The organism is Rheinheimera sp. (genome assembly GCF_036568245.1).
Taxonomy (GTDB): domain Bacteria; phylum Pseudomonadota; class Gammaproteobacteria; order Enterobacterales; family Alteromonadaceae; genus Alishewanella.
The window spans coordinates 1-20,931 of record NZ_DATCSY010000374.1; the positions used below are offsets into that span (position 1 = coordinate 1).

Here is a 20,931-nt window from a genome sequence, read left to right on the forward strand (position 1 = left end):
AGCAGCCAAAGTGGCAACAAAAAAGTCTCGCTGGCAGATCTGATTGTGCTTGGCGGCGGCGCCGCAATAGAAAAGGCGGCGGCAGATGCCGGTACTTCTGTAACGGTGCCGTTTGCTGCCGGCCGCACGGACGCAACAGATGAGCAGACTGATGCAGAGTCCTTTGATGTGCTTGAACCGTTAGCTGATGGTTTTCGCAACTACAGTAAAAAAGCCTACAGCTTTTCGGCAGAAGAGTTGCTGCTGGACAAAGCGCAGCTGCTGACACTAACTGCACCCGAGATGACAGTGCTGGTAGGTGGTATGCGGGTACTGAATGCAAACTATGCTCAGTCACAACACGGTGTGTTTACACACAGGCCCGGTATGCTGAGCAATGATTACTTCGTCAATCTGGTAGACATGAGTACGCAGTGGCAACCTACCTCTGAAGCCGCCGAGCTGTTTGAAGGCCGCGATCGCAAAACCGGTAAACTTAAATGGACCGCAACCCGGGTCGACCTGGTGTTTGGTTCTAACTCGCAGCTGCGGGCACTGGCTGAAGTCTATGCCGCTAACGACGCTAAAGAGAAGTTTGTACGCGATTTTGTCAAGGCCTGGACTAAAGTGATGAATGCTGACCGCTTTGACTTGAAATAATCGGCACAACCGTTAAAAGCCCGCCCGCAGTGCGGGCTTTTATTTTTCTATATCATAGCATTAGCAACAGATAGCGGTTGTATCCATTGAGTTTATTGATTAGCATGAACAGGCTTTAACAGGGAGTTAAAATTGTGTGCCGGTATTTTATTCAGGCACAGTAAGGATGTCGTATTTATCTTTACCATGGAAGTGCCATGCTTAGCCGTATCAAGCAGCTGTTGCTATTAACCGAAACAGATCTTAACTCCAGCTCTGTGACGCTGTTGCAACAAAGTGTGTTAAGAATCATCCTAAGCTCAGGGTTATTACTGGTGCTGAGCATCGTGCTGCACAGCTCATGGCAGGCTTATCAGATAAATGCCTGGTATATCATCGCTATTACGACCGTTTTTTATATCGCGCTGTTACTGGCGCTGTACTTTTCAAGCCGTCTGCTGTCCGTCAGTAAAACCCTGCTGTTAGTTATCATCTTTGGCGCTGGCCTTTGCATGTTGTTTTTTATTGATAACTTTGAATTATCAAAACTCGGGTTATTGTTTGTTTATACTGCGCCGCTGATTGCGTTATTATTTTTCAATGCCCGTGTCACGCTGGCTGTAATGCTGCTGAACTTTATTCCCTACTTGTTTTTACTCTATAGTACAGCCCCCATTAACCTGTTTAATTTTTCCATTACCTTACCTGCAACCCCTATTTATTTGCACAGCCTGCTGTTTTTGTTTTTTAACCTGTGTATTCCGCTGGCAGTAATGAGGGTGTTCAGTACATTAAAACGTAACGCCCTCACGCTGGGGCAACAAAATCAGCTTATCAGCCAAAGTAATCAGCTATATCAGGATATCTTTAATCAGCGCAGTAAAGCCTCACTGCTGCTTAGCGTTAACGGCGATATTATAAAGGCGAATAATAAAGCCCGTCAGGTACTGCGCAGCATCACTGCAGAGCAGCGCAATATTACTGATCTGCTGCACACGACTTCAGCGCCACAAACTGCCTTTTGGCAAGGCCATGATATAGAATGCATGCTGACGACCGAGCCGGGCATCCATGTTCTGCTTAATCATATGTGTACTATTGAACAGCAACATCATCTGGTGCAGCTGGACGATATTACGCCACTAAAACAGCTGCATCAGAAACTGGCCAGCAACCACCAGAAACAAGATTTATGGCGCAATTACGATGATTTAACCAACCTGCCCAACCCCAGTTTTTTCCTGCAACTGGTAAAACAGCATGCAGACAGCGGCGGCCTGATGGTTATTATCCGCTTGTGCCATATCAAAGCCTTTAATCAGCAACACGGCTATCATACCGGTGATGAATTGCTGGCGGCTTTTGCGTCGCAGCTTAAAGCCGTCCTACCTGAAAATGTCATCGCAGCAAGACTGCGCGGTGTTAAATTCGCGCTGTGGCGGCCACTATCCGGCGGCAGTACATCGCTGACAACGGAAGCCAGCCGCCTGGTAAGCTTTCTGCCGCAACAGCTGGCACTGTCTGTCGGCACGATTAACCCGGTGTTTGAAGCCGGCATCAGCATCAGCGGCCGACAACATGCATCAGTTGAACAAACACTGGAGCAATGCGAGTCGGCGTTGGAGCAGGCCGATGCCTACAACTGCCCATTGTCGTTTTTTCAGCCCGACACGCTACAGCAGCGTAACGCCGAATTACAACTGCTGAGCGAGTTTAAAACCGCACTGCAGCATAATACACCTGAGCTGTGGTTACAGCCCAAAGTGAAGCCGGACGGTGTAATTGAAAGCTTTGAAGCCCTACTGCGCTGGCAGCAAACAGATGGCAGTTACGCGCCACCGGAGAAAGTGGTTGCCCTTGCAGAGCAATATGGCCTGATTGCGCAGTTGTCTTCACATGTGCTGCACAAGGCCATCGCCATTATTAAACGCTTTCACCAGCATAAGTTACATTATGCCATTGCGATTAATCTGACCGGCAGTGATCTGCTCGCAGCACCGTTCTACAACGAGTTGGTACATATCGCCACACACCAGCCTACACTGCTGCAACAACTAACGCTTGAACTGACCGAAAACAGCATCGCTAAACATCAGCAACCCTTGTTTGATAAGTTGCATGCGTTAAAGCGGCTGGGGTATACGCTGGCACTGGATGATTTTGGCACCGGCCAGGCATCGCTGAGCATGCTGAATAAACTGCCGGTAGATACGGTAAAACTCGATCGCAGCTTTTTGCTGAATGTGCCGGGCGACCCGCGCCAGACACAGCTGGTGCAATCAGTGATGTTAATGACAAAAGCACTGAAATTGCGACTGGTTATTGAAGGCGTAGAAACCGAGGTACAGCAGCGCTTTTTATCCAGCCTCGGCGCAGAGCAGTTACAAGGTTACTGGTTCTCTAAACCCAAGCCGGTTGCGTACTGGCTGGTACATTTCAGCCAGCAGAAAAGTGAAGAAAGTGCCGCCGAAAACGCGACTTAACAACTTACCCACTGCAACAATCTAATGCCCGATCAGTGCGAAACTGCCGCCAAGTAACTGACATAAGTCGGTGGCTTTTAGCTCTATTTCCAGCCCGCGCCGTCCGGCGCTGACATAAATGCTGCTAAATTGCTGTGCAGAACTGTCAATAACCGTAGGCAGACGTTTTTTCTGTCCAAGTGGGCTTACGCCCCCCAGCACATAGCCGGTGGACCGCATCACATCATTGGCATTTGCCATTTCCGCCTTTTTTGCTCCCAGCGCTTTGGCCATCAGCTTCATATTCAGCTGCAGATTCACTGGCAATACCGCCACCGCTAACTGTTTAGTATCAAGCTGCACGACCAGAGTTTTAAATACCTGCTCTGGTGCCAATGCCAGTTTTTCAGCGGCTTCCAGGCCATAAGATGCAGCTGTTGCATCATGCTGATACTGATGCACCTGATACTGAATACCCTGCTGTTTAGCCAAATCAATTGCTGGTGTCATCAGTTGCCCTGCTATGCATAAAAATATGACTATAAAGCCTGACGAATTCTGCCGTCAAAATAAAATACCGGCGCCCGGCTAAACGGCCCGGCGCCGGCGGAGCACCGCAGCTTTACAGCACGGCCCCTCCCGGTTCTCCTTCTGTCGGCGGTGGCGGAGGTGGCAGCATGTCTTCGCGGCTGATACCAAGAATTTCAGCAATAGCACTGGCGACATAAATGGACGAGTAAGTGCCTACGGCGATACCAAACAACAGTGCGGTAGCAAAGCCATGAATAAGCGCACCGCCCATGTAAAATAACACTATCAGCACCAGCACCGTCGTCAGCGAAGTGATAACAGTGCGGTTAAGCGTGGACGTAATAGCAAAATTGATCACATCAGCTGCGGCGGTATCACGCAGTTTGCGAAAGCTTTCCCGAATACGGTCAAACACCACTATGGTATCGTTAATCGAGTAACCAATCAGCGCCAGTATCGCGGCAAGTACTGTCAGGTCAAACTCAATTTGCAGCCAGGAAAACAGTCCCAGTGTTAAAATAACATCGTGTATCAGTGCTGCTACCGCCCCCACCGATAACCGCCATTCAAAACGCATTGCCACATACAATAAGATACCAAGCAACGCGACCAGCATCGCCATACCACCGTCCTGTTTCAGCTCTTCGCCTACGCTCGGGCCGACAAACTCTGCCCGGCGCAACGTGATCTGCTGCTCTGCCGCGGCGTTTAACACAGAAACGACGGTTTCGCCGACGGCGGCCTGCGCCATGTCATCACGCAGCGGAATACGCACCAGCACATCGCGGCTGGTGCCAAACAGCTGCACAACCGCGTCGCTAAAGCCGGCTTTACTGAGTGTCTGGCGAATATCGGCCAAATCAGCCGCCTGACTAAAACCCAGCTCAATAACAGTACCACCGGTAAAATCCAGCCCCCAGTTAATCCCCTTGCTGGCAAAACCAATAACCGACGCCACCATCAGCAGCGCTGACAACCCCACCGCCAGCCATTTCAGCCGCATAAAATTAATGGCTGAAGTAAATTGAAAAATCTGCATTTTATTCTCCTTAAACCGGCAGTGACTGCAAACGGCGACCGCCCCACCACAGGTTCACCAATAAGCGGGTACCCACTACTGCGGTGAATATCGATGTGATAATGCCGATAGCCAGCGTGACGGCGAAGCCTTTTACCGGCCCGGTGCCGACAGAAAACAGAATAAGCGCCACCAGCAAGGTAGTGATATTTGAATCCGCTATAGTGGCAAAAGCCCGGTCATACCCCAGATGAATCGCCTGCTGTACAGACCTTCCCTCAGCGAGCTCTTCGCGGATGCGCTCGAAAATAAGCACGTTTGCATCTACGGCCATACCGACGGTCAGCACTATGCCTGCCATTCCCGGCAGTGTCAGTGTGGCGCCCGGCACCATCGACATCACGCCGACGATCAGCACCAGATTGGCAACCAGCGCAATGTTCGCTACCAAGCCAAAGGCTTTGTAATACACCAGCATAAACAGCAGTACTGCAGCCATACCCCAGACAATGGCGGTCATACCAAGTGAAATATTTTCCTGGCCCAGGCTTGGGCCTATGGTGCGCTCCTCTATGATTTGTACCGGTGCAATCAAGGCTCCGGCGCGTAATAACGTTGCCAGGTTTTGTGCTTCAGAGGGTGAGCTCAGGCCTGTAATGACAAAGTCGCGGCCAAGCCGCTGTGAAATAGTGGCATCGTTAATCACTTCCTGTTGTTTAACCAGTACAGGGTTGCCGTCTGCCCCTATCTCAGTACCAGGTTTGTATTCAATAAACACCGATGCCATGCGCCGGCCTACGGCGTCTTTCGTGCGCGCCGATAGCATCTCGCCGCCTTGAGTATCGAGCTTAATATTTACCTGCGGCCGGCCGTATTCGTCATAACCGCTGCTGGCACCGGTAATATGCTCACCGGTCAGCATAATGGTTTTCTCCAGTAACAAGGCTCTGCCATCGCGGCTGTGATAAAGCCCGGCATCGGGCGATAAACGCCCGGCCTGCGCGGCTGCAACATCGCTTTGCTCATCCACCAGACGAAACTCCAGTGTTGCGGTTGCCCCCAGTATTTCTTTGGCTTTAGCGGTATCCTGCACACCGGGTAGCTGCACCACAATACGATCAGCGCCTTGCCGCTGCACCAAAGGTTCGGCCACACCAAGCTCGTTAACACGGTTACGGATAATAGTAATGTTTTGCGCCAGCGCATATTCACGGATCTGTTTTAACTGCAACTCACTCAGGGCGACCTGCACTGCTAAGCCATCACTTTGCTCAGTTAACAGCAAATTGCGGTCATGCTGTTTCAGTACAGCCAGCACAGCAGCCATATCCTCTGCGCTACGTAAACTAACAACCAGTTGCTGTCTGGTTAAATCAGGCTGCACACTACGATAGCGCAGTTTATTGTCACGCAGCTCACTGCGTAGCGTCTGCGCCAGATCTGTCAGGTTTTTATCGATAGCAGCTTTCATATCTACTGCCATTAAAAAATGCACACCACCACGTAAATCCAGGCCGAGCTTCATCGGCTCAGCGCCGATAGCCTGCAGCCAGGCCGGTGTGGCTGGTGCCAAATCCAGCGCCACGACAAACTTGTCACCAAGCACCTGGCTGGCGATTTCACGCGCCTTTAGCTGTGCATCTGTGCTGGCAAAGCGTATCAGTAATTTATGGTCAGTTAAGGTTTGAGCTTTGACAGTCAGGTTAGCAGCTGCAAACTGCTGATTTAATGCGCTACTGACCTCAGCGCTGATGGTACCGCCACGGGTCGCACTGATATTCAGTGCCGGATCTTCAGGGTATAAATTGGGTAAGGCATACAGCAGCGCGAGCAGCAGCATGCCAAGCACGGCGACATAGCGCCATGCAGGGTTTTTGTTCAACATGGATAATCGTCCTCACTGCCAGTGCCTGAAGAGCGGCTGGCTTAGCAAAATAACTCAGGCCAGCACAGTAGCTGGCAGTAAATATTCAGCGTGAGAAGAAACCGGCGGCGCGCGCGGCTGATGGCATACCAGCACGACAGCGCTGTAGCACTGGCCGGCGGCAGGCAAAACATGATGGCAATATAAACAACGAACACTAACGGTTAACGTCGTTGGTAGTGCGGGCGGGTCGTTATCGTCGGTCTGGCTATTGTCGGCAAGATGCACTGGCAGTGCTGGCAATACTGCCTGTAGCTGAGTGTCAGCCAGAGGCGACAGGCGTAAATCGTGCACGGCAAAAGCTTGCGGTGTACACAATAAACTTAAATAAAACAGTATGGCAAAACGGCTAAGCCAGCGCATAACACCCCAAAACACACCGCAGCCCCGACTGCTGCAGTAAAACTGGGCGTTATAATGCGGCCTGTGGCCAATAAAAACAATATGGAGTGTTGGTTTATCTTGCTGCCACCCGACCATTGAATCTATTTTTTAGATAGGTTAACGCCGAAAATATCAACCTTATCTTAGTTGTGTAGAAAGGTTTTACTCTTTAAGCTGATCTCTTGCCCGCACTGAAGGATATGACTATGCAAACTGCTCTGGCCCCTGTGTTGTTCTTACCTCATGGCGGTGGCCCGCTGCCGTTACTCGGTGATCCTGGCCATGCCGGGCTGACCCGCTTTATCAGTAACCTTGGAACACAGCTGCAGCAGGAGCTTAGTAAACCTACGGCAATTGTGGTAATAAGCGCCCACTGGGAAGAAACGATACCGGCATTGACAGCGAATAATTCAACACATTTGCTGTATGACTATTCCGGCTTTCCCGCTGAGAGTTATCAGCTGACCTACCCGGCCCCGGGCGCTGCGCAGCTGGCCGCAAACATAGCTGAGAAGCTTACCGAAGCAGGTTTTACGCCACAGCTTGATAAAAACCGCGGCCTTGACCATGGCGTCTTTGTTCCGCTATTGATGCTGCGCCCTGAAGCCGACATTCCGGTTTTACAGATATCCTTGCTCAAAGGGCTGGACCCGGCACAACATATTGCGCTGGGTGAAGCACTGGCCTTTTTACGCCGGCAAAATGTCTGGATTGTCGGCTCAGGTATGAGCTTTCATAATATGCAGGCGTTCTTCCGGCCTGATCTGGTTAGCAAAACGCAGATTGATGCGTTTAATCAGTATCTGATCACCAGCTTATCGCCAGAGCGGGATTATGCAGAGCAAGCCGACAAGCTAAGACACTGGTTAGATGCGCCTTATGCCCGCTTAATGCATCCGCGGGAAGAGCATTTACTGCCGCTGCATGTTTGTTTTGGCGCCGCCAAAGGCAGCCCTGCCGAACTGTTATTTAACGATGACGTGCTAAGTAAAACTGTCCTGGCGTTTGGCTGGTTCTGAGTTACCTGTGGCCAAAGATACCGGACAACAATCAAAGTCTTCTTGCTGCATAAATTTCTGCCGGTACTGGCTGGGGCTTAACTCGGTGTAGTTAAGAAACAGTTTACGAAATGAGCTCATGTCTTCGTAGCCGACCTGTAACACTATTTGCTCTATTGGCATGCTGGTAGTTTCCAGCAGGCGCTTAGCCTGCTCTACCCGTAACCGCTGCAGATAATTTAGTGGTGTATCGTTCAGTGCTGCTTTAAAGCGGCGCAGTAAAGTCCGTTTGGTTAAATGAAACTGTGCCGCCAGAGCTTCCAGCGCAAAAGGCTCTGCCAGCGATTTGAGCAGGTGTTTTTGCACCTGGGCAATCAGTAAGTCGGTATGCGGCTGCCCGACGGATAAATCCATATAAGGTATTTGCGAGCTGCGGTTGGGATCTGTCAGCATGATTTTGCCAATCTGGCGTGCAAACTGTTCGCCAACCATGCGTTCTGTCAACGCCAGGCATAAATTCATAAAAGCAGTCGTCGCACCAGCCGTTAGCAAATTGCCATCCTGCACCAGCAGTTTATTCAGTTGTAAATGCACCTTGGGGTACAGGCTCTGAAAAACGTCTTTGAAAAACCAGCTCGATGTCGCATTTTTGTGCTCAAGCAGGCCGCTTCCGGCAAGAATAAAAGTACCGGTACAGTGCGCCGCTATCATGCTGCCACTAGCCAACGCCTGGGTTAAGCCGGCAAAATAACCTGCTGACTGCTGTGCTAATGCACTCAGTTGTGCCCGGCTATAGGCATACGCCGCTGGCAGGATAAGTGCGTCTGCCATTTGCCAGTTATGCGGTTGTACGTTAAGCGTTACGCCCTGTCTCAATGTCAGCGGCTTACCATCAGGCGATACCAGATAACAGTGAAACAGTGGCGTTGCCTGCTCTCCATGCTGATAACGCCACAGCACATTACAATACTCAAAAAAATCCAGCAAACCAAAAACATCGCTGCTGATACTGCTGTTTGTCGCTAATACGGCAATGTGCTTCATGCTTTTCCTGCTCCCCCTGATGACGACAGCATTTGTCACTATCCACCTTATTTTTATCAATAGTGACACTGCTGTCAGGGTTTAGCAAGTTTTACACTGCAACCGTAGCATCAACATAACGCAGGAGGCTGTATGAGCACGCTAAACAAAAAATGGCCGGCAATCAGTATATGGCTTGGCAGCTGGCTGGTCATTTTCTGGATCAACTTTGCAGCAGAGCTGTCATTAATGATGCATCTGTTTGCCGTGCCAGTATTACTGATAAGCACGGCAATAGGTGCCGGGCAAATGCTGGAAGGCTCGGATCCCCGCCATGGCGGTGACTAAACAGCAAGACACCGTTATACTGGCGCCAAAGTAGCTGTGTAAGATTAAAGAACATGACAAGCTGGCAGATTACCGGGGCGCTTATTACGCTGGCGCTGCTGTGGTATTACTTTCCGCGTGAGTTTATGCCCAAGTTGCTGGCCGAGCCGGGTTATCAGCATCTGGTGCTGGCATCCGCAGTCACGCTCAGTTTATTCTGGAGTGTCCAGGCCGGAATCAAAGAAGGCCTGAACCTGCATTTTCTGCTGGTGACAACAGTAGTGCTGTGTCATGGCTGGCGCATTGCTATCTGGCTTTGTCTGCTGCCTATGTTGTTGCTGATTGGCTTTGGCAAGCTGGCATGGCAGGACAGCGGCTTGTATGCGCTGTGCAGTTTTATTCTACCCGGCCTGTTTAGCTATACGCTGTTTCTGGCCAGTTACCGTTACCTGAGCCGGCATTTATTTATCTATATTTTTGTCGCGGGCTTTATCAGCGCCGCCCTGACGATTGTATTGCAGATCAGCCTGACATCGCTCTGGTTTGGTCTGGAAGGCCGCTACAGCTGGCAAATCATTATCGATAACTACTGGCAGCTTGCGTTGCTGCTCTGGTTTCCCGAGGCCTTACTAAATGGCAGCGCCATCACTTTAATGGCCATCTACCGGCCACACTGGTTGCGTACTTTCTATGACAGGGAATATTTATCTCCCGACAGATAAATGCATAACGGGCAGCACGCATGCTGCCCGAACACTGTGTTTATTTTAAACCGAGGATTTCTTTACCCTGGTTAAACACCACATCTACCGGAATATCAGCATCGGCCAGACGCGCTAAATCTGCCGCCAGCTGCGGTTTAATCACGCCTTTATCCGCTACCAGCGCGGCAACGCCATCATAATTGCCATCGCCTTGCAGGGTCAGGATCAGCTCAGATAACGACGCCATAGCAGCCTGCATTTTCGGATAATCTACCTGATAGGTGCCATCGTCGTTACGGACAAAAGCGCCCTGTTCGGCAAAATAGTTAAAGCGGATCATATTGGCTTTACCATGCGCACTGGAGGCACCAAAACGCACTGAGCGGAAAATACCCGCCATAAAGGTGGTGTAATAATCTTCCAGCTCCCCCTCATCCAGCATACCCTGCTGTTTTAGCTGGGTAATCATATACAGCCCGAGAATATCGGCTTTGCCTTCTTCCAGCGCTGAAGCATGCTCCTTTAAAGCCTGACGTACAGAGCCTTTATCATTAATGGTATTTTTAATACCCAGGCCATGGGCTACTTCATGGAACATCGTGTTGTTAAAAAATGCATTAAAGGTGACATGCTTACGCTGCTCAGGCGCGATCAGTAAATCTGCAATTGGCAACATAATATGGTCAAATTTGGCCTGCATAGCGTTTTTCAGCTGCAAACGGCGGGTGCCTTTTTCCAGCTGTACCTGCTCGTCGTTGGGCAGGTTTATCGCAATGGTTTTAGAGCCTGCGTTAGAGTGGCCAGCGTAGTAAATCACATCATAAGCATTTAAGTCAGCGTCTGACCCCGGTGTTTCAGCTTTATAAGCCTCTGCTACCGGCAGGCCCTTTTGCAGCGCCGGTAAGGTAGCCGCATACTTCGCCAGTTTTTCACTCCAGCTTAAATCTTTTACCAGCACGTAAGCTTCAAATGCTGCACGATAGCCGAACAGCTGATCTTCATAGGTTTCAATCGGGCCAATCACCAATTCAATCGGGTTATTCTTCATCGCCATCCAGGCAAAATCTGATGGCTGATAGTTGTCGGTCAGTAACGCCTGCGCCCGCAGTTTAAGATAATCGGCAAACTCTTTGTCTTCTGCCAGTATTGACGCTTCAGTCAGCAGTTTTGCTGCAGCTTTAAGCTGTGTGTTGTACTGCACAGAATACGGTATGGTATGCAGCTTGCCTTCGCTGTCGCGTCGCACAACAGAATACAGCCCGGTTTTGTCGCTAAGCTCTGCTGCGTCAAACTCTTGTTTGGTCATATCGGCCGGATAAAACTGTGCCCCGGCTGGCTTTTCAGCATAACCACTGAGAAATGCCTCATCACCTTTTAACCTGTCCCAGGGGCCATAGTTGATATCTGCAAAAGTGCGGACCTTACCTTGGGGCAGTTTAGCCAGAAACGCCGTTTTTTCTTCACCAAAGGCTTGTTGCCAGAACAGATCATCCATAATTTTGCTGGCATCGATCAGTTTACCCAGCATAGTGCGCTGACTGTCGCTAAGTGCGGATAAATCCGCCGTTAAATCAACGCTACGATAAATATCCAGTCGCTTTTCAAATGCCGGTAACAAGCTTACCGTTGCCGTTGTTTCAGCTGCTTTAGCGTCAGAACTGGGTGACACAGCAGAGGAAGAGGTGTTGTCTGCCGGAGAGCAGGCGCTTAGCACACCGGCAAAAGCCAGAGCCAGGTAAAGGGCGTTATAACGCATAGTAGGATCCTGTTTTAGTCATGCAACATTTTGCTGAACGGATACAGGGTAGAAAAAGCACACCGGCAGTTCAATAGCACTGTGACGGAAATACGTTAGAAAGCGGTTGAAAATAAAAAACCACCTTGATAGCAGGTGGTTTAAGGCTCGCAATAAAAACCCAGCGAAAATGCTTAATATTGTTTTTATTTAATTACTCTTTTTCAGCCAGCTTTTTCAAATTCTCATGTATTTTAAACAGTACGATCAATAGCTCGCACCATATCCTGACACCGATGCTACCGAAAACTAAGATCCCCAGCCCCTGCCAAAAACCACCGTAGGCAGTGAACATAGAACCTAAGCCGCTGATCAATACTCCCAATAGCATTAGCCAATAAACAAAAGTAATAATTTTTGGCGTCAACATTGAATCAAAAAACAGCACATCTCTCATATATAACATCCTTTTATCGCTTTTAATTATCTACGGCATTGAGCACAGCTGAATGTAAAATAGTTTAAAGCTTACCGCAACCCTAACAATAAAAACTTCTTAATAACTATGATGCTGCATCAATGGCTATTAGCCGGTCACAGCTATCTGAGCGGAGAAAATAATATAAAGCCCCAGTGAAATAAAGACGGCACAGGCAAAACGCCGGGCCCAGTCCAGAGACACTTTTTGCAATATCCAGCTGCCGGCGTAAACCACAGGTACATTAGCGGCCAACATACCCAAAGTAGTACCTACTATGACCCACCACACAGCCTGTTCAAAACTGGCGGCAAGAATAACGGTAGCGATCTGAGTTTTGTCTCCAATTTCAGCCAGGAAAAACAGCAGACAACTGGCAGCAAAAGCACCATAACGCAGCATACCATTATCTTCACTGTCATCTTTGTCCGGGATCAGTAACCACAGCGCTACCGCGATAAAACTGCCGCCAAGCAGCACATTATGCCACCCCTGGGGAATAAACTGCGCTACCCAGACGCCCAGCCAGGCTGATGCCGCATGATTGAGTAAGGTAGCCACCAGAATGCCTGCAATTATAGCGCCTCTGGCGCGAAATCTGGCGGCCAGAAATAACGACAATAATTGGGTTTTGTCGCCAATTTCTGCAACAGCGACAGCAGTAAAAGAAGAGATAAACGCGTCCATAATACAACCTTGGCGGGAATAAACATAAGACATAACACGGCTCCCGCTATGGACCGGTATTATGTCTTAAGTCTCATCAATTCAGCGTGCGCTGAACGATACGGCCATGTGCCATGCGGCACAAGTATGTTGACCGTAGCGCTACTATGCATTACACAGCAGCAGATTACTCCCTTAAGGACGGCGCGCAGTCTAGCGTAAAACCCTGCCGGCCTCAAGGTAATGTTGAGCAAAATTGCAGTTCAGTTTAAAAACAAAGCTGGCAACGCCAGCTTTGTTTTAGCCCCTGGTTTTTACTAATTTGTCGGCAAGGCGCACTGATTGTGCACGCCAGCTGGCCCAGCCGTTGATCAGGTTAACCAGGCCCCAGTAAGTCAGCGGCACCAGTACCAGACTGGTCAGGGTGGAAAACAACAGGCCACCGATAATAGCAATTGCCATAGGTGCGTAGCTTGGGCCATCACCGCCTATTTGCGTCCCGCCCAGTGCCAAAGGCAGCAGCCCCAGCACGGTTGTCGCAACGGTCATTAAAATGGGCCGCAGCCTTGACTCACTGGCGTGGATAATCAATTCACGCAGTGAAGCCTCAGGTTGCTCCTGGCGGTCCTGATTGATCCGGTCAACCAGCACTATGCCGTTATTTACCACTATTCCCATTAACACCAGCATGCCTATCATGCCCATAATGCCCATGCTGGTGCCGGTGAACATAAAGGTCCAGAACACCCCGACCAGCGAGAACAACAATGAGCCAATGACGGCCGTTGGCAGTAATAATGACTCAAACAATGCCGCCATCACGATGTAAATCATCGCCACAGCAAGCAGCATGTTTACCATCATCACCTGCTGAGACTCATCCTGACGCTGAAAACTGCCCTGAAATGACCAGCGATAACCCGACGGCAACGCCAGTTGATCCATCACCTTCTTAATGTCTTCCCGCGCCGTGTCCATCGTGTAGTCTTTCGCCAGATTCATCCGTATGGCGATACCAGTCTGACGGTCAAAGCGGCGGATCTGATCCAACCTCGGAGCAGCTTTAATCTCCGCCAGTTGCTGCAGGCTGATCACTACGCCATCTTTATTCAGAATAGGTAATGCAGAGAGCTCGGCTAGTGAGTGACTGACTTTTTCATCGTACAGCACCCGCATTAACAGCTCACCCTGCTCTAACGTTCTGAAAGTGCGTAAGTTAGTGCCTCGCAATGCCAGCGATACAGCACCGGCTACCTGCTGCGCAGATAACCCCTGACGCTGTAACTGGTCCAGTTTCAGCGTAATTTGTATCTCCTGCTGGCCATGGGCAATCTCTGAGCTAACATCCTCCAACCCCTTAATGGCCGACAGCATAGGTTCAATTTCAGTGGCCAAATCCAGCAATACCTCGGTAGAGCTGCCCAGTAAATGTACCTGTAAGCCGCCATTGTTTCCCCAGCCAAAAGAGGGCTTTGAACGCACCAGTGCCGGCCAGTCCTTGCGGATAGCTTCTTTGAGCTGCGCCATCGGCTGACTCAGTTGCTCTTTTAATATGATGATTGAAATAGCATGGCCCGAGCGGTAGTAACTGTATACCGATTCAATATCGAACTTCTCTTTGTTCGCATACAGGTATTGCTCCATTGTACTGACTTCAGCCTCAACCTCGGCAATAGCATAGTTACCCTGCACATTGTAATTAAGAAAAATGCGGTCACGATCTTCATTGTCTTCGTCACCACCGGACACTGCGCCCATCGGAATCACAATGCTGCCAAGCAGCAGCACTGCGGCAAAGGCAGACCAGCGCGGGTGATACATTACCCAACCCAAAATACGGCGATACTTCGCTTCAAACACGCCTGATTTTTGCTCTTTTACCGGCTGTACCTTCAACCCGGTAGTTAACAGTGGCAGCAGCGTAAGCGCCATTAACAAGCTGACTGCCAGGCACAAACAAATCGCTATTGCGACATGTTCGAGGAAAATGGTTAATTCCATCTTCTGGCCAACAATATTCGGCAGAAACACTATCGCTGTAGTAGCCGTGCCTGCGACAACTGCCAGGCTGACGCGGCGTACACCCCGGGCAGTAGCGGCTTTAACATCACCGCCCAGCGCCCGCTCACGGAAAATACTTTCGGTTACTACCACGGCGTTATCTACCAGCATCCCGATGGCCAGCATCAGCCCCATCATGCTGAGGATATTCAGGCTGTAATTCATAAAGTACATCAGCCCCAGCGCGATGCAGATAGATACAGGCACCGCCAGTACCACTACCATAGTGGTGCCAAGATGACGTAAGAACAGATACAACACAGCAAAAGACAACAAGGCGCCGATACCACCGGCGCTGAGCAAGTCGGCCAGTGACGTGGTGACCCCTTTGGCAGTGTCATCCATAATGTACAAGCTGATCCCATTAAACGCCGGATCGTTGTCGGCCGCTTCAACCACGGCCAGTGCGGCCCGGGCAACCTCAACCAGATTAGCTCCCGACTCTTTAAATACGTTCATGCCCACCGCGTAGCTTTGATCCAGATGGCGGCCATCTTCACGTTTGGGTAGTTCAAGCTGCACTGTAGCCACTTCACGCAGGCTCAGCCCGGGCCGAAGCGGCAGTGATGCTATCTCTTCCAGTTCACGGTACTCACCAACCGGTTTTACCAGTATGCTGTTCTGGCTATTACGCAGCTCGCCTGCGGTCATGGCGAAGTTATTGCTTTGCAGCATACTGACGATCGTCGTAGCATCAATGTTCAGGGCACGCATTTTATCCGGGTCCAGCCGGATCACGACCTGGCGCTTTTCAACACCATACAGCTCAACTTTTGATACCCCGGCCACCCGCTCCAACGGCCGCTTAATTTGCCGCTCCAGCAGATCATATGCCATTGCTAAGTCGCGTTCACTGGAGATCCTAAGCTGAAATATCGGCATATCATTGGTGTTAAACTGAAACACCAGCACACGCTCAACATCTTTCGGCAGCAAGTGGCGAATGCTGTCCAGCCGCTCACGCACCTCAATACTCTTGCTGTTGATATTTTCTTCCCAGTTAAACTCCAGCGAGATTTCCGCGCTGTTCTCATTTGACCAGGAACGCATTTCCTTTACACCGGTCACAGTTGCCAGCGCCTCTTCCACCGGGCGGGTGATCAGGCGCTCAATTTCTGTCGGCGTTGCGTTGTTATAAGGCACATTGATAAAAATCTCTGGAATATCAATGCCGGGAAATTTCTCCAGCGGCAACATGCGGCTGGCGATAATGCCAAACACCAGCATTGATAAAAACAGCATGCAGATGGTCACCGGCCGGCTTAGCGCAAAACGGGTTAATGCCAGAGGTTGCTGATTCATATGCCAGCCTCCTGCGCGCTGTGTGCAGTGTCTGCCCCGGCTGTCTGTGTCTGGCTGTCACGGCTGAACAGCGCATACAGTACAGGAATAAACAGCAGCGTCAGCATAGTAGCCAGTGCCAGACCAAAGATCACTGTAATGGCCATAGGCGCCCGGATCTCACTGCCATCACCACCACCAATCGCCATCGGTAACAAGCCAAGAATCGTTGTCAGTGTTGTCATCAGTACTGGCCGCAAACGGCTGGCACCGGCCTCGAGTACCGCTTGCGTCAATGCAACCCCTTCGCCACGCAGCTGATTTATGCGGTCTATCAGCACGATGGCATTGTTTACCACTATACCGGCCAGCATGATAAGACCGATAAATACGATGACAGACAAGCGGGTGTCGGTCAGCCATAGCCCCAATACCGCTCCGGCACCGGCCAGAGGCACGGTAAACAGGATCAACAGCGGTTGCAGCAGATTTTCAAATTGCGACGCCATCACTAAGTACACCAGAAAGACTGCCAGCAGCAACGCCATCGTCAGTGAGGTATAAGCACGCTCCATTTCCTCACTTTGGCCCATTACCGCCGCACTGACGCCGTAAGGCAAGCGCTGTGCTGATAAGATCGTCTGGGCGCTTTGTGTTGCCTGTTCTAAATCACCGTAAGCCAGGTTTGCACTGACCACGGCCACGCGCTGCTGACCAATACGGGTAATCTCACTCGGGCCTGTTTCACGTTTGATCTCTGCCACAGCAGACAGCGGTAACGGCTTGTCGCTGCCCGGATTAATGATCAGCTGTGCCAGTTGCTGTTCAGACTGACGGTACTGCTCTTCCAGCCGGACACGAATATCTACTTTACGGTCGTTCACTGAATACTGCCCCGCCAGCTCGCCGCCTACATAAGCGGCAACCCTTTTGGCCACATCATGTGAGGTCATACCGAGTTGTGATAACAAGCCATGATTGAAATACAGCGTGATTTCCGGCTGGCCGCGGCGCAGGCTGGTTTTCACATCAGTAAAACGATCATCCGCTTCAAGCGCCGCAACCAGATTGTCTGCGGCAGTTTTAAGTTGTGGCAGCTCATAACCAGACAATTCGACTTCCAGCGGCGTACTGAAGCTAAACAGCTGTGGACGGTCGATTTTCACCATAATGTCAGGTTGACGCGCCAGATAATCACGCAGCGTCGTGATAACCTGCTGCTCCTGCTCTGCACTGCTACCAGGCTGTAGTACGATGTTCAGCCGCCCCCAATGGCTACCGCCAATACTGGGATCAACCGTCATCTGGGCACCAGTGCCAGCCTGCGCATAACTGCGCTTGACCACCGTTTGCTCAGCGGCAATAGCGGCCAGACTGGTCAGCACTTTATCCGTTTGCTCAATGGCGCTGCCAACCGGTAACTGTACTTCAACAAAAAATTCGCCCTGGCTCATCGCCGGTATCACATCGGCGCCTAAGCGCGGCAACAAGGCAAAGCAACCTGCAGCTACTGCTAACGTAATGGCGATAGTAACTGCTTTAAAATTAAGCGCGGCTTGTAATGCACTGCGATAAGCACGCTCCAGCTGGGTTAATAACCATTGCACGGCAACCAACAGCGGTTTAAAGGCGAATGCCAGTGCCCGGCTGACCAGACGAAACACCAGCGTCAATAAGGTCATTACCAGCAACATCAGACCACGCAGCGCCTTGCCCAGCATCCGTAGTGGCCAGGTCGGCCAGTAATACCAGCGGCGCACCTGTTCTGCCGTTGTGATATCTGTAACGGGCGCAGCGGCATCGACGCTTCGGCTACGTTCACGGGCGGCCATGGTTGGGATCAGCGTCAGCGCGACTACCAGCGAGGCCAGCAGCGCAAAGGTAACCGTCAGTGCCTGATCCCGGAATAACTGCCCGGCGATACCTTCAACAAATACCAGTGGAAAGAACACTGCAACTGTAGTCAGAGTTGACGCTGTAATCGCCATCGCCACTTCTCGGGTACCGGTTTTGGCGGCAGTAAAGGCATCTTTACCCTGCTCTTTATGGCGGGCAATGTTCTCCAGCACAACAATAGCATTATCGACCAGTAAGCCAACGGCCAGCGCTATGCCGCCGAGGCTCATCATGTTCAGCGTAATACCCTGACCGTACATCAGATTAAAAGTAGCAATCACTGATACCGGTATTGATACCGAGATAATCAGCGTCGCCCAGACATTGCGTAAAAACAGATACAGCACCAGCATCGCCAGCAAGCCGCCGATAATGGCTGAAGATTTGACCTCTTCAATCGCCTGTTTAATAAACTCTGACTGGTCATACACCAGCGTCAGCCGGTAGCCGGCGGGCAAAGATTTTTCCAGCTGCGGCAACTGTGCCAGCAGTGTTTCTGCCACTTGCACCGTATTGGCATCACCTTCTTTGTATACAGCCACTTCAATGGCTTCTTTACCGTTGATGTAAGTAATACTCTGCCGGTCAACAAAGCTGTCACGTACCTGCGCAATATCTTTTAACCGGATCTGGCTGCCAGCCACTTCGGCTACGTATAGATCTTCAATCTGGCGTAAGTTTGCAAACTGGTTGATGGTACGAACCAGATAGTCGTAGCTAGGCGTTTCCAGCCGGCCACCGGCCTGATTCAGGTTTTCTTCACGTAACCGCTCACTGATTTGGCTGATATCCAGCTGCAGCTGGCTGAGTTTCTCCGGATCGACCAGGATCTGAATTTCCTGGCTTAACCCCCCGTCAGGCCGCACGGCAGCAACGCCGGGTAACGATTCCAGTGAGCGGCGTAAATCCTCTTCGGCAAAGGTACGTAAACTAACCAGCTGCGCCGGGCTTAGCGCTTCAGCTTCGGTATCACGGCTCAGCGCAAGACGTACAATCGGATCTAAATTCGGGTTGAACCGCAGCAGCAGCGGTTTTTCGATTTCCAGTGGCAGAAACAGAACATCCAGCTTTTCACGCACTTCCAGTGCCGCCAGATCCATATCCGTGCCCCAGTCAAACTCCATTACCACATCAGAGCGGCCAGAACGTGACACCGACTGTACCTTGCGCACACCTTTAACAATACCAACGGCTTCTTCAATAGGTTTGCTGACCAGCTGCTCGACTTCGGCCGGTGCGGCGCCAACAAATTCGGTGCGTACTGTCAGTGACGGGTAAGATAAATCAGGCAATAAGTTCACCGCCAGGCGGCCTGCAGCAACCAGACCGAAAAGTAAAATACCTAGTGTGAACATCCAGATAGTGACGGGGCGGCTTACCGCGGTATCAACCAGCTTCATAGCATCATGTCCTGTGAGCTTAAATTATTGTTGTATTTATTCAATGAAAGGCAGTACTTCTAGTTATATCTGCAAAAACCGGCTTACCTACGCCAACACGCCTTGAACCCATCCCTGGGGGCTCGTTTCCGCCCATCCAGGGCTCCAACGGTTGGCTTAAGATAAGCCGGTTTTTACTCCATTTGAGCTGTCTTAAAACTCGCGTACCGTTACCACATTGACCAGCGCATCGTCTTTTAACGCTGACTGACCGGCAATCACCACCTGATCGCCCAGCGCCAGGCCTGATAACACCTCAACAGTATTGTCGGCCTGATAACCCAGATGTACCTGCTTGCGGCTGACTTTGTTCTCACTGTCGATGACAAATACTGTCTGGTTATTGTCAGTACTCATCAGCGCGCGTTTAGGCAGCAGTAAGGCGTCGGCTTTTACATCAAACTGCAGCTGTACCTGAGCAAACATGCCCGGTTTTAGTATCTGCTGCTCGTTAGCCACTTTCAATACCGCACGAACAGTGCCTGATTGTGCATCAACTACCGGAGAAATACGCACCAGCTCGGCTTTTACCGGCTGCATGCCAGCAAACTGCAGTACCGCATTCTGGCCGACATGGGCCTGAGCTAACTGTTGTTCCGGTAAATGCACTACAGCTTCCAACTGCTGGTTAGAAACGATATGAAACAGCGACTGTGTAGTATGCTGATTCACCAGCTGGCCTACTTTGGCATAACGCCGGGATACCACACCCGCGATAGGCGCCCGAATTTCAGTTTCTTTCAGCGCCAGCTCTGCCAGGTTAACCGAAGCTTGCAATGCATCAAACTGCCACTGTAGTTTTTCAAATACGTCGGCACTTATCAGCTTACGCTGATACATCTCTTCCATCCGTTTTAACTCACTACCCAGACGGTTTAGTTCGGCTTTCTCTTTGTTCAGGCTGTACTGCTGGCGTTCGTTATCCAGTTGCGCCAGTAATTGGCCGGCAACCACTTTTTCGCCCTCTTCTACCAGAATTTGCTGCACTATACCGGTGGCTTTACTGATCACTTCAGCTTCACCACGTGCTTCCAGGGTGGCAGTGGTACGGTAGCTGCTGCTGATCTCACCCTGACGCGTCAGGGCCGATTCTACCGGAATGGCAACGATGGCTTCTGCTGTGGTGGTCGCGGTGGTACTGTTAGCCTGATTACAGCCGGTCAGTAGCACACTGGCCAGTACAGCGGCGGCGGCAGTGAGTTTAAAAGTGTTTGACGTTTTCATGATTCATCCTTTGGAAAACAAAATACTGAACAAGTTAATACCAACAATGCAGCTGCTGTGCCAGCGCCATAAAAAATAAATTCTTGAATATTTTCAATAAGATAAAATATATTCATCTCAATTAACCACTCATCGCATCCATTTGGGTTAGTTAAAAGCACT

Annotated in this window: 16 protein-coding genes; 5 read left to right on the forward strand and 11 right to left on the reverse strand. The window is 50.6% G+C overall.

The features are described 5' to 3' along the window. A partial coding sequence (locus VIN66_RS16585) for a peroxidase family protein (protein WP_331925015.1) occupies nt 1–639 on the forward strand: 639 nt, incomplete at its 5' end. A 197-nt stretch (nt 640–836) separates the two neighbouring features. Continuing rightward, the gene (locus tag VIN66_RS16590; RefSeq protein WP_331925016.1) at nt 837–3,101 is read left to right on the forward strand and encodes an EAL domain-containing protein; all 2,265 of its coding nucleotides are present in this window, start codon (nt 837–839) and stop codon (nt 3,099–3,101) included. Between the two features lie 21 nt (nt 3,102–3,122). Here VIN66_RS16590 and ybaK read toward each other — a convergent pair whose 3' ends face one another. From ybaK to VIN66_RS16610, 4 genes are all read right to left on the reverse strand, one after another. Further along, the gene (gene ybaK / locus VIN66_RS16595) at nt 3,123–3,590 is read right to left on the reverse strand and encodes a Cys-tRNA(Pro) deacylase (RefSeq protein WP_331925017.1); all 468 of its coding nucleotides are present in this window, start codon (nt 3,588–3,590) and stop codon (nt 3,123–3,125) included. A gap of 112 nt (nt 3,591–3,702) precedes the next feature. After that, the gene (secF, locus tag VIN66_RS16600) at nt 3,703–4,650 is read right to left on the reverse strand and encodes a protein translocase subunit SecF (RefSeq protein ID WP_331925018.1); all 948 of its coding nucleotides are present in this window, start codon (nt 4,648–4,650) and stop codon (nt 3,703–3,705) included. Between the two features lie 10 nt (nt 4,651–4,660). Further along, on the reverse strand, nt 4,661–6,514 hold the full coding sequence (gene secD / locus VIN66_RS16605; RefSeq protein ID WP_331925019.1) for a protein translocase subunit SecD: 1,854 nt from the start codon (nt 6,512–6,514) through the stop codon (nt 4,661–4,663). A gap of 54 nt (nt 6,515–6,568) precedes the next feature. Further along, the gene (locus VIN66_RS16610) at nt 6,569–6,916 is read right to left on the reverse strand and encodes a hypothetical protein (protein ID WP_331925020.1); all 348 of its coding nucleotides are present in this window, start codon (nt 6,914–6,916) and stop codon (nt 6,569–6,571) included. A 227-nt stretch (nt 6,917–7,143) separates the two neighbouring features. On the opposite strand from VIN66_RS16610, the gene VIN66_RS16615 reads away from it, so the two are divergent. After that, nucleotides 7,144–7,956: a class III extradiol ring-cleavage dioxygenase gene (locus tag VIN66_RS16615; RefSeq protein WP_331925021.1), complete on the forward strand. Its 813-nt coding sequence runs from the start codon at nt 7,144–7,146 to the stop codon at nt 7,954–7,956. Here the strand turns inward: VIN66_RS16615 and VIN66_RS16620 are convergent. After that, nucleotides 7,921–8,979, reverse strand: a complete 1,059-nt coding sequence (locus VIN66_RS16620) for a GlxA family transcriptional regulator (RefSeq protein ID WP_331925022.1) — start codon at nt 8,977–8,979, stop codon at nt 7,921–7,923. The two genes, VIN66_RS16615 and VIN66_RS16620, sit on opposite strands and share 36 nt — an antisense overlap. A 132-nt stretch (nt 8,980–9,111) precedes the next feature. On the opposite strand from VIN66_RS16620, the gene VIN66_RS16625 reads away from it, so the two are divergent. After that, on the forward strand, nt 9,112–9,306 hold the full coding sequence (locus tag VIN66_RS16625; protein WP_331925023.1) for a hypothetical protein: 195 nt from the start codon (nt 9,112–9,114) through the stop codon (nt 9,304–9,306). A 53-nt stretch (nt 9,307–9,359) separates the two neighbouring features. Beyond that, complete coding sequence (locus VIN66_RS16630; RefSeq protein WP_331925024.1) at nt 9,360–10,007, forward strand: energy-coupling factor ABC transporter permease; 648 nt, start codon at nt 9,360–9,362, stop codon at nt 10,005–10,007. A 40-nt stretch (nt 10,008–10,047) separates the two neighbouring features. On the opposite strand, the gene VIN66_RS16635 is transcribed toward VIN66_RS16630, so the two are convergent. The 6 genes from VIN66_RS16635 to VIN66_RS16660 all read right to left on the reverse strand — a co-directional run bounded on the left by VIN66_RS16635 (nt 10,048) and on the right by VIN66_RS16660 (nt 20,769). Next, on the reverse strand, nt 10,048–11,745 hold the full coding sequence (locus tag VIN66_RS16635; RefSeq protein WP_331925025.1) for a dipeptidyl-peptidase 3 family protein: 1,698 nt from the start codon (nt 11,743–11,745) through the stop codon (nt 10,048–10,050). A 193-nt stretch (nt 11,746–11,938) separates the two neighbouring features. After that, nucleotides 11,939–12,181: a DUF4282 domain-containing protein gene (locus tag VIN66_RS16640; protein ID WP_331925026.1), complete on the reverse strand. Its 243-nt coding sequence runs from the start codon at nt 12,179–12,181 to the stop codon at nt 11,939–11,941. Between the two features lie 129 nt (nt 12,182–12,310). Next, nucleotides 12,311–12,889: a TMEM165/GDT1 family protein gene (locus VIN66_RS16645; protein ID WP_331925027.1), complete on the reverse strand. Its 579-nt coding sequence runs from the start codon at nt 12,887–12,889 to the stop codon at nt 12,311–12,313. Nucleotides 12,890–13,168: 279 nt separating this feature from the next. Beyond that, on the reverse strand, nt 13,169–16,231 hold the full coding sequence (locus VIN66_RS16650; protein WP_331925028.1) for an efflux RND transporter permease subunit: 3,063 nt from the start codon (nt 16,229–16,231) through the stop codon (nt 13,169–13,171). Then, nucleotides 16,228–19,506, reverse strand: a complete 3,279-nt coding sequence (locus tag VIN66_RS16655) for an efflux RND transporter permease subunit (RefSeq protein WP_331925029.1) — start codon at nt 19,504–19,506, stop codon at nt 16,228–16,230. Before VIN66_RS16655 ends, VIN66_RS16650 begins: the two co-directional genes overlap by 4 nt. Nucleotides 19,507–19,698: 192 nt before the next feature. Continuing rightward, the gene (locus VIN66_RS16660) at nt 19,699–20,769 is read right to left on the reverse strand and encodes an efflux RND transporter periplasmic adaptor subunit (protein ID WP_331925030.1); all 1,071 of its coding nucleotides are present in this window, start codon (nt 20,767–20,769) and stop codon (nt 19,699–19,701) included. Nucleotides 20,770–20,931: the final 162 nt, after the last annotated feature.